14 protein-coding genes and 1 pseudogene are annotated in these 17100 nt (G+C 63.2%); all 15 read right to left on the reverse strand.

What is annotated here, in order from left to right; genetic code table 11:
- A complete protein-coding gene (locus tag O6760_RS32545; RefSeq protein WP_152508042.1) occupies positions 1 to 873 on the reverse strand; it encodes a MurR/RpiR family transcriptional regulator in 873 nt (290 codons plus the stop codon).
- The gene (locus O6760_RS32550) at positions 870 to 1844 is read right to left on the reverse strand and encodes an ABC transporter permease (protein WP_152508041.1); all 975 of its coding nucleotides are present in this window, start codon (positions 1842 to 1844) and stop codon (positions 870 to 872) included. Before O6760_RS32550 ends, O6760_RS32545 begins: the two co-directional genes overlap by 4 nt.
- Positions 1845 to 1849: 5 nt before the next feature.
- Entirely contained in the window at positions 1850 to 3370 is a 1521-nt protein-coding gene (locus O6760_RS32555; protein ID WP_152508040.1) for a sugar ABC transporter ATP-binding protein, read from the reverse strand.
- Between the two features lie 68 nt (positions 3371 to 3438).
- A complete protein-coding gene (locus O6760_RS32560) occupies positions 3439 to 4485 on the reverse strand; it encodes a sugar ABC transporter substrate-binding protein (RefSeq protein WP_152508039.1) in 1047 nt (348 codons plus the stop codon).
- A 30-nt stretch (positions 4486 to 4515) separates the two neighbouring features.
- The gene (locus O6760_RS32565) at positions 4516 to 5505 is read right to left on the reverse strand and encodes a TIM barrel protein (RefSeq protein WP_152508038.1); all 990 of its coding nucleotides are present in this window, start codon (positions 5503 to 5505) and stop codon (positions 4516 to 4518) included.
- Positions 5506 to 5606: 101 nt separating this feature from the next.
- A pseudogene (locus tag O6760_RS32570) lies at positions 5607 to 6020 on the reverse strand (NADPH-dependent FMN reductase); the annotation flags it as partial.
- A gap of 56 nt (positions 6021 to 6076) precedes the next feature.
- Positions 6077 to 6715: a CDGSH iron-sulfur domain-containing protein gene (locus O6760_RS32575; RefSeq protein WP_050474501.1), complete on the reverse strand. Its 639-nt coding sequence runs from the start codon at positions 6713 to 6715 to the stop codon at positions 6077 to 6079.
- Positions 6716 to 6824: 109 nt separating this feature from the next.
- Entirely contained in the window at positions 6825 to 8024 is a 1200-nt protein-coding gene (gene pcaF / locus O6760_RS32580) for a 3-oxoadipyl-CoA thiolase (RefSeq protein WP_050474500.1), read from the reverse strand.
- A 24-nt stretch (positions 8025 to 8048) separates the two neighbouring features.
- Entirely contained in the window at positions 8049 to 8975 is a 927-nt protein-coding gene (locus O6760_RS32585; protein WP_152508037.1) for an electron transfer flavoprotein subunit alpha/FixB family protein, read from the reverse strand.
- Between the two features lies 1 nt (position 8976).
- Entirely contained in the window at positions 8977 to 9738 is a 762-nt protein-coding gene (locus tag O6760_RS32590; protein ID WP_050474498.1) for an electron transfer flavoprotein subunit beta/FixA family protein, read from the reverse strand.
- A gap of 68 nt (positions 9739 to 9806) precedes the next feature.
- On the reverse strand, positions 9807 to 10562 hold the full coding sequence (locus tag O6760_RS32595) for an SDR family NAD(P)-dependent oxidoreductase (RefSeq protein WP_050474497.1): 756 nt from the start codon (positions 10560 to 10562) through the stop codon (positions 9807 to 9809).
- 92 nt (positions 10563 to 10654) lie between these two features.
- On the reverse strand, positions 10655 to 12292 hold the full coding sequence (locus tag O6760_RS32600; RefSeq protein ID WP_050474496.1) for a flavin-containing monooxygenase: 1638 nt from the start codon (positions 12290 to 12292) through the stop codon (positions 10655 to 10657).
- A 117-nt stretch (positions 12293 to 12409) separates the two neighbouring features.
- The gene (locus O6760_RS32605) at positions 12410 to 13312 is read right to left on the reverse strand and encodes an alpha/beta hydrolase (RefSeq protein ID WP_050474495.1); all 903 of its coding nucleotides are present in this window, start codon (positions 13310 to 13312) and stop codon (positions 12410 to 12412) included.
- 192 nt (positions 13313 to 13504) lie between these two features.
- Positions 13505 to 15580 carry an FAD-dependent oxidoreductase gene (locus tag O6760_RS32610; protein WP_050474494.1) on the reverse strand — a complete coding sequence of 692 codons (2076 nt, stop codon included), beginning with the start codon at positions 15578 to 15580 and terminating at the stop codon, positions 13505 to 13507.
- 8 nt (positions 15581 to 15588) lie between these two features.
- Positions 15589 to 17043, reverse strand: coding sequence for an NAD-dependent succinate-semialdehyde dehydrogenase (locus O6760_RS32615; protein ID WP_173014040.1), 1455 nt, complete (start codon positions 17041 to 17043; stop codon positions 15589 to 15591).
- Between the last annotated feature and the right edge of the window lie 57 nt (positions 17044 to 17100).

Genomic DNA, 17100 nt, shown 5'->3' on the forward strand with positions numbered 1-17100 from the left:
TTACACAATCTTGTCTTTGCGTTTCGACATGACCGCAGCCATTGTCTTTTGCAGGTTCTTCTCCGCGACACCGTAATTCCTTTGCGCGACGGCAACGAAGAGGGCGTCCAGAATGTTGAGCTGAGCAATGCGAGCGGCGGCATTCTCCCCCATCAGCGGTGAGCCCTGAGCCGTGGAGCAGAGAACGATATCGGCCACCTGCGCCAGCGCGGATGAATTGTAGTTGGTAATCGCAATCGTTCGCGCGCCGTTCTTCCGAGCCAACTGGATTGCCTCGATGACGGCCGTCGTATTGCCGGAATGGGAAAATCCAATAGCGATGTCCTGCGGACCGAGCAGCGCGGCTGACATCAGCATCATATGCGAATCGTCCTGTACGTTGGCACGAATGCCAATGCGCAAGAACTTGTGGGCGACATCGCGGGCAATCTGGGCTGATCCGCCAACACCGTAGAAATCACGCTGCCCAGACTGATTGACCAGATCCGCCGCACGATCGAAGGCGTCCATGTCTATGATCGCGAGCGTCTCTTCGAGTGCGTTGATCGAGGTCCGGAACACCTTTTGGATGATCTCGCGAGAGGTATCCTCGATCGACAGTTCCTGATGCATTTCAGCAGTCGGCAGCTGATTGTACTGTGTGACGGCAGACCTGAAGTCTCGGTAGCCGGAAAAACCGAGCTTCTTGGTGATCTTGACCACCATCGCTTCGGATACCCCCGCTTCTGCCGCGATGTCCTTCAGCGCCGTTTCGTCTGTGAAATTGCGCAGCGCAAACACAGTTTCAACGACCCGCGCCTCCAGGGGCGTGAGATGAGGCATCATCATTCGGATGCGCGGGCCTACCGCCTTCAAGTCATTCAGGGAATTCATCCACGGCCTCTCGTTACGCGATCGATCATCATCGCCACGAGAATTATAAGGCCGGTCGCCAGCAGTTGATAGAAGGCCTGAACGTTCATCAACGTGAGACCATTGCGCATGCTACCGAGAATGATCGCACCAAGAAGCGTACCGACGACACTGCCCTTGCCACCCATCAAGGAGGCGCCGCCGATGGCTGCAGCCGCGATCGCGTCCAGTTCCCAAAGGTTGCCAAGGATAGGTTCGGCAGCACCCAGGCGTCCGATCAGGATCATCGAGGCAAGGGCTGCCAACGCACCGGAGATCACATAGGCCGTGATCTTGGTGATCGCGATCGGCACGCCAGCCACATAAGCGGCCTCTTCATTGCCGCCGACAGCCAGCAGATACTCGCCAAGTGGTGTCTTCTTGAGAAGAACCCAGGCAAGGATTGCCACAACTGCAACCATAAGGACCGAGTTGGGAATGCCGGCGACCGATCCATTAAACAGGGAGCGGAACTCCGGTGGCAGTCCAAAGACCGGATTGCCTCCGGTATAGATCAGGGCAATAGCGCGATAGGTGCTGAGCGTTCCAAGCGTCACGATGAAGGGCTGAAGTCCGATATAGGCAACGAGAACACCGTTGACCAAGCCACAGATGACGCCAATGCCAAGGCCGGCTAGAATAGCGAGCGGGATCGGCGTACCAGAGACCAAAAGGGCTGCCGTAATGACGGCGGCGATGGCAGCCGTAGGGCCGACCGAAAGATCAATGCCTCCGGAGATGATGACCAGCGTCATACCGAGCGCCAGGCAGGCATTGATGCTCGATTGCTGCAGGATGTTGACGAGGTTCCTTTGCGACAGGAAATCGGGAACGAGCAGGCCGAAGATAGCGATGATGATAATCAGTCCGATCAAAGTGCCGGCATCGCGAAGAGACAATGATCCAAGCAGTTTCGACTGTGTTGCGGCCGCATGAAGCGTTGTATCGGACATGACATTCATTCCTGTTGGCTTTGCCGGGCGGGGGCACGAAGTCCCTTGCCGACGGCATGAGAAACAATGGCTTGCTCTGTGAGTTCTTCGCGCTGCAGTTCGGCCACCACCGTCCCCTCGCGCATGACGAGGACCCTGTCGGACACACGCATGACTTCGGGGAGTTCAGATGAAACGACCACCACGGAATGACCTTCGCAGGCGAGTTCCTCGATGAGATTGTAGATTTCGGACTTGGCACCGACATCGATGCCACGTGTCGGCTCGTCGAACAGCAAAATCTTGGATCCCGCGGCCAGCCACCGGGCAATGATTGCCTTCTGCTGATTGCCACCACTGAACAGGCGAATTGGTCGATCGAGCAGAAACGGGCGAAGGTTGACGCGGGTCAACAATTCGGCCGCTGTACGCCTCAAGGCCCCATGCCGGATGATGCCAGCGGGCGCGAAACGTTTCATCGATGGCAGCGCGACATTGTTGGTAACCGAACGGCCGGGAATTATGCCTTCACGCTTGCGTTCCTCAGGCAGAAGGCCAATACCCGCCGCAATGGCAGCACGCGGATTGGAAAGTGTCAGGGTCGACCCGTCGATCTGGATGGTTCCGCCAGTCGCCCTATCGGCACCCGCGATGAGACGAAGCAGTTCCGTGCGGCCAGAACCAACCAAACCGGCAATGCCGAGCACTTCCCCCTTGTGTAGGTCAAAGGAAACATCCCGGACCTTGGCAGAGGAGAGATTGCGCGCTTCGATACGGACATCCCGGGTCGCGTGGGACACATGCTCTTCTGCCTGCAGTTCCCTGCCGACCATCATCGAGATGACGTCGGCCGGCTCAGTCTGCTTGAGGTCAACGACACCAACCAGCCGGCCGTCCCGCATCACGCTTGCGCGCTCGCAGATTCCGAATACCTCGTCCATCTTGTGGGAAACATAGATGATTGTTACGCCGCTCGCGGCTAACCGCTTGATGACCTCCGCAAGGCTCTCAAATTCGCTCGGCGTGAGGCTTGAAGTTGGCTCGTCCATGGCAATAATCTTGGCCTTGTCGAGCAAAGCGCGGGCGATTTCGACCACCTGCCGCTGCGCCACTTTCAGTGACGATATCGGCGCTGCGGGATCAATCGAAGCATCGATCATCGCTAGCGCTTCGGCAGCCCGCCTTTCCTGCTCGCGCCGGTTTACCAAGAGCCCACCTGCCCAGGTAATCGGGTGCCCTAGGAACATGTTCTGGGCGACGGTCAGGTGCGGCACTTGCTGCAGTTCCTGGTGAATCATCGCAACACCGGCAAGGCGAGCGCTCTCAGGTGTCCTGAAGGCCTGAGCCACGCCATCGATCAAAAGCTGCCCGCTTGTCGGCTTGAAGACCCCGGACAAGATACGCAGCAGGGTCGACTTACCTGCCCCGTTTTCACCAAGCAGTGCATGGATTTCGCCGGGTGCAATCTGAAAGGAGACATCGGACAGGGCACGTACGCTCGGAAACACCTTCGTCATGCCTTCGAAAGCTAGTCTGGCAGTGGTCATGATCTCTGTGCCCTTCGTGAGGATCGGCGGCCGGTCCAGAGCGGACCGACCACCTGCCTTGGGAGGCCTTACTTGCCGGCAGCCTTCATCAGCACGGCACGAAGATCGACGCCTTCGCCCTGGAACTCGGCGACATTGTCCTTGGTGATCAGCGCCTGGGGTGTTGCGACGACACGCGGCAGATCCTGGCCGGCGACGAGACGCAGAGCGACTTCCATACCAACTTCACCGGTCAGAACCGGGAAGCTGTCGACGGTGCCAGTCAGCTCACCTGCTTTGATCGAGGCATAGGCATCGGAAATACCGTCTGTGCCGAAAACGGCAACCTTTTCAAGCAGGCCGGCGGCCTTTACCGCTTCGACGATGCCAAGCGCCATGCCATCATTGTTAGCATAGAAGCCAACGAGATCCGGATGCTGCTGCAGGATGTTGGTTGCCGCATCATAGGACATCTGGCGATCCCAGTTGCCGGGCACGCTGGCCACGACCTGGAACTTGCCGGATTCTTCAATTGTCTTTCTGAAGCCATCGGTCCGCTGCACGGCCGCATAGACACCGGCCTGTCCTTCAACAATGGCAACCTTGCCACCTTCCGGGCGATTATCGATGAACCACTTGGCGACGCGCACGCCATTGTCGCGCTGAACGTTTCCGACATAGTGCTCGGCTTGCGGGATAACGGCGTCGTTTACATTGACGACCGGCACGCCGGCAGCCTTGGCCTGCTCCATGATCGGCTGCAGGTTGGCGTCGGTCTGCGGCGACAGGAGAAGAACGTTATAGCCCTGCGTGACCATGCCTTCGGCAATCGTCAGCTGGCCCAGCTGGTCTCCCTCGCTTTGCGCGGCCTGATAGACACTCTCGACGCCGACCCTATCGGCAAAGGCCTTGTAGCCCTCGCCGAGCGAACGCCAGTATTCGTTCGTCAGGGTCTTGGAAACGCCACCGGCTTTGGTACCGGCGGGGATTGCCGGAAATGCGCCGAACTTTGCTTCCAGTTCAGACCAGTCCATCCGATCTGGCTCAGAGTCAGAATTGAGCGGGGCAAGATCTTGAGCAAAGGCTGCGCCGGCCCAGAGGCTCGCCGCCACGGCAAGCGTCAAAAGTCTATTCATCGGTTCCTCCCGAGTTTCATGATAATGGCGTTACGTGTTGGCCCCGAGCATCAGCTCCTGCAAAATGGCCTGGGCCGCCACGGCATCCTGGCGGTCAATCGCACCAGTGAGGCGATTGTCCTGCTCGAGGCGATCAACGACATTCAGCATCCGCTTGACGGTCGCGATGTTCACCTCGCATTCGTGAACCGGATCAAGTCCGGTCATGTCTGGGAATGTGTCGAAATAGATGGCACCGTCGTAGCCATCACGACGGATCTGCCGCAGCAGTTCAATTGTCTGGACCGTGTGTACGGCGCCAACCATGAGACCATCGTCCCGCTTGGCATAACCATCGTTCAGATGGACGCCGAGAAGCTTGCTGTGTCTGGCAATCAGGGCTGCAGCAAAGGCCGGTTGCTCGTCGGCATAAAGAACATGGGCAAAGTCGAGCGTGACACCAAGATTGTCTGCACCAACATCGCGGATCGCCAGCAGCGTCGTTGCCGCATCAGGCATCAGGCTGTAGGATCGCGGCTCGTTCGGCTTATACTCGATGCTGATCATGCAATCGGGATCATGCTCACAAACTTCACGAATTCCATCAATTTCGTGTTGCCACAAGCGGGCGTAGTCCGCCTGGAACGCGTAGTCGAAACCGTCTTGGCCGAGCCACAGCGTCATGAGGCTTGAACCCACCTCGCGGGCAGCGTCGATCCCCTTCTTGGTAAGATCGATTGCCTCCCGCCGGACAGCAGCGTCAGGATGGGTGAACGCCCCGAGCTTGAATGCCGGGTTGGTGTAATAGCGCATGGCAAAGCCGTTAATCGCAAGCCCGAGATCGCCTAGCTTCTTTGCCAACTCGCGCGGATCTTCGCCAAGATGATCGGGAAAATTGAGATCAAGGTCAGTCAGGCCCTGAACGCGCGCGGCGCGCTCGGCCATCTGCAAGACGCTGGGTTTGCCTTTGATACCCGGCCACGCAATGTGCGCTGCGGAAGCGAAGGAGTTCAGGCGAGTGGCGAAACGGGGCTCGGTCAAGATCAATATTCCCAAAAGTTATCTGCCTCAACTTCACGATTTATCTTCAATTTGTAAAGTTAGAAAGTGTTGTGCGTCGCAGCGTTCCCGCCCCCGAAATGCTACGTGGTGCGAGGACAGTCAGTCGGAACCCGCTCGACGAAGTTGCTGAAGTCGCTCAAATAATTGCGCAGGAACGTCTCGGTCGATCCAACGCTGACATTGCCATCGTCGGAAATCAGGTCCGGCGTGAACTGGATATAGGCTTCGATCGCATTCATCATCGGGGAGTTGCAGAAGCTAAGGATGCTCTTCAGGTACTGCTGTCCAACGGCAGTGCCGATAGCCCCAGGCGAGGTTCCGATGATGCCCAATGGCTTACGGTTTAACGAGTTCTGTCCTCGGGGGCGGCTCGTCCAGTCGATGGCGTTCCGCAGCCCACCCGGGATCGAGAGGTTCTATTCCGGTGTAACGAAAGGAACCGCGTCCACGTCCGCAACGGCCGCCTTGAAATCCTGGGCGACTGCCGGGTGGTTGCCCTTGGCTGCAGAAGCCGAACGCGAAGCAAGACGCCCGGCCGCGCCTTCGCCCGCTACTCCGCCACGAAGCCAGCCGCCTTGTGGCTGCCATCGCAATACGGCTTGTTCTGCGACGCGCCGCAACGGCAGAAAAAGGCCTGACGCACTTTGTTGACCGTCCGGCCCGTGCCGCTGACGACCTCCAGGTTGCCGGTGGTCTTCAACGGCCCGTTCGGTTGCGGCAGCAGATCGACGGGCCCGTCGCGCGCCTCCAGCGTTGGGGTGTCCTTTGCCGCCGGTTCGCCCGTCGCTGCGAATCCGGCAGCGGTATGCGAGCCGTCGCAGAAGGGCTTGGTCTGCGATTGGCCGCAGCGGCAGAGGGTGGCCCGCACCCGGCCCAGCGGTTCTCCGCGCAACCGCAGGTCCGCCTCGATCGCCAGGGGGCCGTTTTCCCGCACCCGAACCGTGTTCACCACTGGCGACTGTTCCGTGGTCTGCGCGCCGTCATTGCGGCTGACGCTGATCGCTCCCGACGGACAGGTGAGGCCGATCAGCATGACCGTCTCGACGGACGCGGCATCGGGGTAGATCCACTCACCCTTCACATTCGGCACAAAGACCTCGGGATGGCTCAGAACGCAGTTGCGCGAGTGGACGCACAACGACGCGTCGAACCGGATAGTGACCTCCTTGCCCCTGACAATCTCGACCATGTGCAGTCTCCCCAATCAGCGAAAATCGCATGACCAGCACCCGGCAAGGCTGCGCCTCTGCACTCCGGCTCGTCAAGGATTCGAAAGGACAGAGCAGATATAGGGACACTCACACCCGTTCCAGCGCGATGGCGATGCCCTGCCCCACGCCGATGCACATGGTAGAGAGTGAGCGCCTGCCGTGGGTGTGGCGCAATTCCAGCGCCGCCGTGCCGGTGATCCTCGCACCCGACATGCCCAAAGGATGACCCAACGCAATCGCCCCGCCGTTGCGGTTCACCCGAGTATCGTCGTCGGCGATCCCGAGCTGGCGCAGCGTGGCCACGCCTTGCGCGGCGAAGGCCTCGTTCAGTTCGATCACGTCGAAATCGGCCTGCGTCAGACCGAGCCTCGCCATCAGCTTCTGGCTCGCGGGCGCCGGGCCGATGCCCATGATGCGCGGCGGCACGCCCGCGGTCGCCCCGCCGAGGATGCGGGCGATCGGCGTCAGCCCATGCACGCGCGCAGCTGCCGCCGAGGCGAGGATCAGCGCTGCCGCGCCATCGTTGACGCCCGAGGCATTGCCCGCCGTGACCGAGCCGTTCGGGAACAGGGGCTTCAGCTTGCCCAGCGAGTCGAGGGTCGTGGCGCGGGGGTGTTCGTCGCGGTCCACCACCAGCGCCTCGCCCTTGCGCTGCGGGATCGTCACCGGGGTGATCTCTTGCGCGAGGCGCCCGTTGGCTTGCGCGGCCGACGCCTTGGCCTGGCTGGCCAGCGCCATCGCGTCCTGCGCCTCGCGGCTGATGCCGTAGTCATCCGCCACGTTCTGCCCGGTCTGCGGCATCGAATCCGTGCCCCAGGCCGCATGCATCGCCGGATTGATCAGCCGCCAGCCGATGGTGGTGTCGCAGATCTCGGCGTTGCGGGAAAAGGCGCTGTCGGCCTTGGGCATCACGAAGGGGGCGCGGCTCATGCTTTCGACACCGCCCGCGATGACCAGCTGCGCCTCGCCGGCGGCGATCTGGCGGGCCGAGGTCAGCACCGCGTCCATCCCCGAGCCACAAAGCCGGTTGATCGTGGTCCCCGTCACTCCGACCGGCAAACCTGCCAGCAACAGCGACATGCGCGCCACGTTACGGTTGTCCTCGCCCGCCTGATTAGCGCAGCCGAAGATCACGTCATCCACCGCTTCCCAATCCACGCCGGCGTTGCGGTCCATCAGCGCGCGGAGCGGAATGGCCCCCAGATCGTCGGGGCGCACCGACGACAGTGCCCCGCCATACCGGCCGATCGGCGTGCGGATGTAGTCGCAGATGAAGACGTCGGTCATATTGATGCTCCAAATGTAGCAGGCTTACAGCTTCTCGATCAACTCCGGGATGGCCGTGAAGAGGTCGGCGACCAAGCCATAGTCGGCGACCCGGAAGATCGGAGCCTCTTCGTCCTTGTTGATGGCGACGATGACCTTGCTGTCCTTCATCCCCGCAAGATGCTGGATCGCACCCGAGATGCCGACCGCGACATAAAGGTCCGGCGCCACGACCTTGCCGGTCTGGCCGACCTGCCAGTCGTTCGGCGCGTAGCCACTGTCCACCGCCGCCCGGGACGCCCCGACAGCGGCATTCAGCTTGTCCGCCAGCTTCTCGATCAGCGCGAAGTCGGCCTGGCTGCCCACGCCGCGCCCGCCCGAGACCACGATCCCGGCCGAGGTCAGCTCCAGACGGTCGCTGGACGCCACCTTGTCCTCGACCCAGGCCGAGAGACTGCCGTCCACGCTGGCCGAGACCTTCTCGACCGGGGCGTTGCCGCCCTTGCCGACCGCATCGAAGGTCGCGGTGCGGATGGTCATGACCTTCTTCGCATCCGAGGTCCTGACCGTCTGGATCGCGTTCCCGGCATAGATCGGGCGGTCGAAGGTCGAGCCGTCATGCACGGCGAGAACTTCCGAGATCACCATCACGTCGAGCAGCGCGGCCACGCGCGGCAGCACCGACTTCGACAGCGCGCCCGAGGCGGCGACGATGTGCTCGTAGTCGCCCGCCAGCGACACGATCAGCGCGGCGGTGGGTTCAGCCAAGCCATGGGCATAGGCCGCATCCTCGGCCAGAAGCACCTTGGCCACGCCGTCCAGCGTTGCGGCCTCGGCCGCTGCGGCAGTGGCGTCCGGACCGGCGACCAGCACCGTCACCGGACCCAGCGACATCACCGCGGTCAGCGCCTTGGCCACCTGGTCGGTCGCCATTTTGCCATCGACCACATCAGCAAGAAGAAGAACGGCCATCTCAGATCACCCCCGCTTCGTCTTTCAGTTTCTGGATCAGCTCGGCCACGGAAGCCACCTTGACCCCCGCCTTGCGGCCCGCCGGTTCAACGGTCTTGACCACCGTCAGGCGGGGCGAGACGTCCACGCCATAGTCGGCGGGCGTCTTGGTGGCCAAGGGCTTGGCCTTGGCCTTCATGATGTTCGGCAAGGACGCATAGCGCGGCTCGTTCAGGCGCAGATCGACGGTGATGATGGTCGGCAGCTTGACCGAAATCGTCTGCAACCCGCCGTCCACCTCGCGCGTCACGCGGGCCGTGTCGCCCTCGATGGCGACCTCGGAGGCGAAGGTCGCCTGGCTCCAGCCCAGCAGGGCGGCCAGCATCTGGCCCGTGGCGTTCATGTCGTTGTCGATCGCCTGCTTGCCGCAGAGGACGAGGCCCGGCGCCTCTTCCTTGACGACCGCAGCCAGCAGCTTGGCCACGGCCAGCGGCTCGATATCGGTGTGGACGTCGGCGGCGGCCTCGATCAGGATCGCCCGGTCCGCGCCCATCGCAAGCGCATTGCGCAGCGTCTCTTGCGCCTGCTTGACGCCGATCGAGACGACGACGACCTCCGTCGCGACGCCCTTCTCCTTCAGCCGGATCGCCTCTTCCACCGCGATCTCGTCGAAGGGGTTCATCGACATCTTGACGTTCGCAAGGTCAACCCCCGACCCGTCCGCCTTGACCCGAACCTTCACGTTGTAGTCGATCACCCGCTTGACCGGGACCAATACCTTCATGGGAGGGCTTCCTTTCTCAAATCCCCTGTCCGCCCGGTCGAGCCGGGCGGACAGGGCAGGCTTTGGGGTCAGTTTGCGGTATAGCCGCCGTCGACGACGATCTCGGCACCATGGACGAACGAGGCTTCGTCGGACGCAAGGAAGAGCACCGCGTTCGACACTTCCTCGGGCTTGCTCGGGCGCTTGAGCAGCGTCGATCCCAGGATCGCCTGCCGCGTGGCCGGATCGGCGTGCAGCAGGTCCTTGGTCATCGGCGTGTCGATGACGCCGGGGTGGATCGAGTTCACCCGGATCCCGGTATCCGCCAGATCGACGGCGCAGGATTTCGTCAGCATCCGCACAGCACCCTTGGAGCCGATATAGGCCCCCGCCATCGCCGCACCGACGATGCCGTAGATCGACGAGATGTTGACGATCGACGCCTTGCCCGCTTCCTTCATCAGCGGCACGGCGGCCCGGATGCCCAGATAGACGCCCTTCACGTTGACGTTCATCGTCAGGTCGAATTCCTCGGGCGTGGTTTCGTGCAGGGGCTTCAGGATCAGCACGCCCGCGTTGTTGACAAGAATGTCGAGCCGCCCGGCCTTGGCGCGCACGGTGGCAATGGCGTTGGCCCAGTCGGCTGCGCTTGCCACGTCATGCCTGATGAAGTCGGCCTTGCCGCCAGCGGCCACGATGCCTTTGGCAACCCCCTCACCCGCCGCCACGTCGCGGTCGGTGACGAAGACATGCGCGCCTTCGCGCGCCAGAAGTTCGGAGTGGGACTTGCCCATCCCCATTGCAGCACCCGTCACGAGGGCGACTTTTCCAGATACACGTCCCACAGACTCTCTCCCTTTTTTTGCTGTGTGGTTTTCTTGGCGCACAGCGATGGGCCGGGCAGAATCCTGCCCGGCCCGCCGTGTGTTCCGCTGCGTCAGGCGCTTGCCATCTCGCGGTCGAAGATCATGGTCTGATAACCACTGTCCTTCACCGCATTGATCGCATTGCGGTAATTGCCGATGCCCGCCATGTAGAACATCACCGCGTTCTTCTTGCCGGGGATGTTCGCACCGAAGATCCAGCTTTCGGCTTTCGGGAACAGGGTCATGTCGGCGATCGTCCGGCAGAGCGTGACCCATTCGTCGCGGGCGGCCTCGGTCGGCTCGATGCAGCACAGACCCTTGGCTTCCATCATCTCGATGGTGTCGGCGATCCACTCGACCTGCGTTTCGATGCTCGGCGGCAGGTTGGTGAAGGGGCCGTTCGGGCCAAGGATCATGAAGAGGTTCGGGAAGTCCGTCTCCATCATGCCAAGGTAACCGAGCGGGCCGTCCTTCCACTTGTCCCGCATGGTCACGCCCCCGCGGCCGCGCATGTCCATCTTGACGTAGTTGCCGTCCACCGCGTCGAATCCGGTGGCGAAGATCACCACATCCAGTTCGTGTTCCGCGCCGCTTTCCAGCCGGATGCCGGTCGGGGTGAACTCGGCAATCGGGTCGGCCTTTACATCGGCGAGGGTCACGTTCGGACGGTTGTAGACCTCGTAGTAGTTGTCCCCGCACAAGGGCCGCTTGGCGTAGATGTCGCGCGGCGTCAGCGCCTTTGCGGTTGCGGGATCCTTCACGATTTCCCTGATCTTCTTCTTGATGAAGTCGGCCGCCGCATCGTTTGCGATCTGACTGGTCGCGATGTCGCAGAACGTGCCGAACATGAAGTAGAAACCGCCGCCGCGCTGCCATGCGGCCTCGAACACGCGCTCGCGTTCTTCAGGCGAAGCGGTTTCCGCCGGCACGGTGCTTTCCTGGAAGCCGAAGGCCACAACCGACGATTTGACCTGCTTCCAGATGTCATCGTAGTTGGCCTTTTGCTGGGCGATGGTCGCCTCGTCCTGGGGCGTGTTGCCGATCGGCACGACATACTGGGGCGAGCGCTGGAACACCGTCAGATGCCCGGCAATCGGCGCCGTCGCGGTGATGACCTGAACCCCCGTGGAGCCGGTGCCGATCACACCCACGCGCTTGCCCTTGAGGTCAATCCCCTCAGGCCAGGCGCCGGTGTGCAGCACCTGTCCCTTGAAGCTGTCGATGCCCTTGAACTTCGGTGTGTTCGTTGCGGACAGGAGCCCGAGACCCGTGATCAGATACTTGCAGGTCACTATCTGGCCCTTGTCGGTCGTGACATGCCACAGACCGGTTTCGTCGTTGAAATGGGTCGCTGTAACGCGGGTGTTGAACTGGTAGCTGCGGCGCAGATCGTAGGTGTCCGCGACCTCGTTCATGTAGTCGAGGATTTCGGGCTGCGTCAGATAGCGGGTCTTCCAGCGGCCCTTTTGCAAAAGCTCGCCGCTGAAGGAATAGCGGTAGACGAAGCTTTCGGTATCGGACAGCGCGCCGGGATAGCGGTTCCAGTACCAGGTGCCGCCCACATCGCCCGCACTGTCGAAGGCCTTGACGTTCAGGCCCTGCTCGTTGCGCAGCTTGTAGACGGAATACAGGCCGCCAAAGCCCGCGCCTATCACGACGGCGTCGAAATCGGCGCCCTTGGTCTTGGTGGTTTCCAGAGATTTGGTCATGCTACTCCTCCCAGAGCATGACACCGCCGCCCCGCGAACCGCGGGTGAGGTGCCGGTTGACTGTTATGAAAGGTGGGGGGGTGCCCCGCGCCGTCGGGCGGCGCCGGGGCGGGGGGATCAGAGCGCGCGATACCAAGCGGCGATGCGCGCCAGTTCCTGATCGGCCTCGGGGGCACGGCCCGCCAGGGCCGGGAAGACGTGCTGCATGCCGGGAACCACCGAAAGTGTCACCTTCACGCCCTGAGCCTTCGCCTTGGCAGCGAGGGTTTCCGAGTCACTTTGCAGCGTCTCGGCGCCACCGCAGTTGATGTAGAGCGGCGGGAAGCCAGTGAAGTCGTTTTCCAGCGGATTGGCGAGCGGGTTGAGCGGATCAGTGGCGCCGCCGAGGAACATGCCGGCCATCGCCTCAAGGATCGGCTTGCCGACCAGCGCATCGGTCGCCGCATTGGTTTCCAGCGTCTTGCCGCGCAGCGCCATGTCCAGCCACGGCGAATAGGCAATCACGGCCCCCGGCAGGGGCAGGCCAAGGTCGCGGAACTTCAGCACCGAGGCGATGGCGAGGTTACCCCCGGCGCTGTCGCCTGCCGTCAGGATGTTCTTCGCCTCAAATCCCTTGGCCAGCAGCGCCTTGTAGGCGGCAACCGCGTCCTCGATCTGGGCGGGGAAGGGATGTTCCGGCGCACGGCGGTAGTGCAGAATGCAGGCGGTCACGCCCAGCGCCTTGGCAAGATGGCCCGCCATCTTGCGGTGGCTGTCGGCCGAACCGACGGCAAAGCCGCCGCCATGGGTGTAGACGATCACGCGCTTGGTGTCGGCACCCACGGGGAACGCCCAGATCGCCTCGACCCCGCCGACGTGGTCGCTCTTATAGGTGACGTTCTCCGGTTCCAGCGCGGGCTGGCCCCATTCATCGAACATGCTGCGCAGGTTTGCGATCGTCAGGTTGGGGTTCGCGACCATCTGGTCGGTCCAGCTCTGATAGAGCGCACGCAGTGTATCGGCTTCTTTGCTGATTGCCATTTCATCCTCCAAAGGTGGCGTTCCGGTCCGTTCCCCCTGCGTCCGATCCTCCATCGGCGCGGGGTTCGCGGCATGATCCTGATCTTTTGACGCTACACGTCGTGGCGTGGTCAGTATTGAACGTGCTTGCTTGCCGTGTTGCATCTTCTTGCTGTTTTGCGCCCTTCTGCAGTCACACGCGGGGCAAAGTTCTCAGCCGCGGCCATCGGCGGCGTTCAGGCTGTCCAGGGTCAGACCCTGTGCCGCAAGCCGCGCCAGCAGCGGCGGCACCGACCAGCCATGCGGATCGGCTGCGGCCAGCGCCCCATAGCGCGCCACCAGGGCGCTCACCCCAAGGCTGTCGGCATGATGGATCAGCCCGCCGCGCCAGCGCGGAAAGCCGTAGCCATGAACCAGCACAAGGTCGATGTCCTGAGGTCGCTCGGCGATGCCTTCCTCGAGGATCGCGCAGGCCTCGGCGATCATCGCAAGGGTGATCCGTTCGACGATCTCGTCGGCTGTGAAGTTGCGCCGGGCATTGCCCAGTCGGGTCGAGACCTTACGGATTTCCTCCGTTACAAGGGCTGACACGGCGGACTTGCCATCGGGTCCATAGTCATACCACCCCGCGCCGGTCTTGCGGCCAAGCCGCTGGTAATCCTCGACCAGCCGCTCGACCAGGGGCACGTGGCGCGGGTCTGCGGCCGCGTCCTGCCGCCTGAGATTGGCGTAAGCGATGTCAAGACCGGACAGGTCCTGCGCCGCAAAGGGACCCATCGCCATGCCGAAGCCCTGCATCGCGGCATCGACCTGGGCGGGCAGCGCGCCTTCCGCCAGTAGCAGGTTCGCTTCGCGCCGGTAGCGCGTCAGGATACGGTTGCCGATAAACCCGTCGCACACCCCCGACAGGACCGGGATCTTGCCCAAGCGCCGCGCCAGCGCGAAGGCCGCGCCCAGCGTTTCGGGCGCGGTGCGATCCCCCTTCACGATCTCCAGCAGCTTCATCACATGCGCCGGGCTGAAGAAATGCAGGCCGAGAAAGCGCGACGGGTTCAGAAGGTCATCGGCCAGCCGGTTCACGTCAAGGTAGGAGGTGTTGGTGGCCAGGATCGTCTCTGGCGGCAGGGCGGCTTCAAGTTCGGCAAAGATCGCGCGCTTGACCGCGAAATCCTCGAAGGCCGCCTCGATGGCCAGATCGGCGGGCGGCAGGTTGGCATAACCGACAACGGCGGTCAGCCGGTCCAGGATCGCCGCGCCCTCGGAGGCGGAAAGCGTGCCTCGACCGATACCATGGTCAACCAGCTTGCGCAGGTTTCCCTCGGCCCGCCCCGCCGCCGCCGCATCGCGTTCGACGACTGTCACGGAAATGCCCGCGGTCGCCAGCGCATAGGCGATGGAGGCCCCCATGTTGCCGCCGCCAACCACAATGGCAGTCGCGATGTCCCGCGCGGGCTTGGGATAGTCTCGCCCCCTATTGCCCGCCGCCCGTTCGGCAAAGAACACATGCCGCAGCGCCCGCGCCTGCGGCGAGGCGCGCAACTCCAGAAACGCCGCGCGTTCTCGCGCCAGCCCTTCGGCGAGGGGCAGACTGGCCGTTGCCGCAACCAGACTCACCGCGACTGGCGGGGCGATCTGGCCCGGCATCCGCCGCTGCGCCTGCGCCTGCATCGCCGCCACGGCCGCGTCATCGGCCAGCGGCGCGGGCCGCTGGTCCGGCCCCTGCGCCGTGGCAAGGATGGTGCCGTCCAGCGCCAGTGCCGCCGCCACCGGGTCGTCGGCAAGCTGATCGACCAGCCCCACCGACAATGCCTTGCCCGCCGCGATGGGCTTGCCGTTCACGATCATGTCCAGCGCAGCCTTGACCCCGATCAGCCGTGGAAGCCGTTGCGTGCCCCCCGCGCCCGGCACGATGCCCAGAACCACCTCGGGCAATCCCAGCTGCGCGCCGGGTGCGGCGATGCGATAGCGACAGGCCAACGCAATCTCCAGCCCGCCACCAAATGCGGCGCCATTGATCGCGGCAATGGTCGGGATGGGAAGCCGTGAGAGGTGCAAGAGCACGTCGTTCAGGTGCGGTGCAGTCGGAGGCAGACCGAACTCCTTGGCATCCGCCCCGGCGACAAAGGTCGTGCCTGCCCCGGTCACGATCAGCCGGTTCGCGCCCTGCGCTACCGCCGCGTCCATCCCGTGCAGAAGGCCCGCCCGAATTTCGGCACTCAGCAGGTTCAGCGGCGGGTTGTCTATGGTCAGGATGGCGGTGCCACCGCTCAGTGCAAGATCAACAGGCATGTCACACCTCACCGGACCGGCGCAGAATTGCGCGAGATGAACTTGGTCGACAGGTAGCCGTCAAAAGTCTCGGTCCCGCCCTCGCTTCCATAGCCGCTGTCACGCACACCTCCGAACGGCGTTTCCGGCAGTGCAAGACCGAAGTGGTTGATGCTGACCATCCCCGCCTGAAGGCCCGCCGCCGCACGATCGGCGCGGTCCAGCGCGTTGGTGAAGATATAGGAGGCAAGGCCGAAGGGCAGGCCATTGGCGCGCGCCAGTCCGTCCTCGATTTCGCGGAAGGGCGACACGACCGCGACCGGCCCGAAGGGTTCCTCGCGCATCAGGTCGATGCTGTCGTCCGGGGTGTTGACAATTGTGGGCGCGTAGAAGCTGCCGCTGTTGCCGATCCGCGTGCCACCGGTCAGCACCTCGGCGCCGTGTTCGCGCGCATCCGCAACCAGCTTTTCCATCGCCGTGACGCGGCCCGCATGACAAAGCGGCCCCATCTGCGTGCCCTCGGCCAGGCCGTCGCCGACCTTCACGGCCTCGAACGCCGTCACGAGTTCCGACAGGAACCGTTCGTGAATGCCCGCCTGCACGAAGAACCGCGTGGGCGAGATGCAGACCTGCCCGGCATTGCGCAGCTTGTTGCCCGCCAGCGCCCGCGCCGCCGCCCCGGCATCTGCATCATCGAACACCAGCACCGGCGCATGGCCTCCCAGTTCCATGGTTGCCCGCTTCATGTGTTGGCCTGCCAGCGCGGCCAGATGCTTGCCCACCTCGACCGACCCTGTGAAGGTGATCTTGCGCACGACAGGGTGCGCGATCAGCGTTTCCGAGATGAAGGCCGAATTGCCCCAGACAAGGTTCAGGCAGCCCTCGGGCAGACCCGCCTCTTGCAGGAAGCGCGCGATGGCAAGGCAGCCCGCCGGGGCCTCGGCCGGACCTTTCAGGATCATCGTGCAGCCGGACGCCAGCGCCGCCGCCACCTTGCGCACCGCCTGGCTGAGCGGGAAGTTCCAGGGCGTGATCGCCAGGCAAACCCCCACCGGTTCGCGCACCACCAGATGCTGGACCGTCGGATTGCGCGATGGCACGATGCGACCATAGATGCGGCGGCATTCCTCGGCGTGCCAGTCAACGTGGTCGGCAGACGACCGCACCTCGACAAGCGCCTCGGCCAGCGGCTTGCCTTCATCCAGCGTGATCCAGCGGGCGATCATCGCATCGTTCTGCCGCAGAAGATCGGCGAACCGGCGCAGGATTGCGCCACGATCGGTGGGCGCGCGATCCTTCCACGACGCAAAGGCCGATTCGGCGCGGCGCACTGCACGCTCCAGATCCTCGGCCGTGGCCTGTGGGATTCGGCCGATTTCTGCCCCGTTGGCGGGGTTGATGACTGCCCGGTCGCCGGCGGCTGCGGTGGCCAGCCAGTCCTTGCCGATGAGGTGGCGGATCTGCGGGTAATCCAAATCTTTCATGATGTTCACGTCCTCGATTGGCGGCGCCACCCGCTTCTTCCTTGGGGCAAGCGGGAC

It is taken from the genome of Roseibium sp. Sym1 (assembly GCF_027359675.1).
GTDB lineage: Bacteria > Pseudomonadota > Alphaproteobacteria > Rhizobiales > Stappiaceae > Roseibium.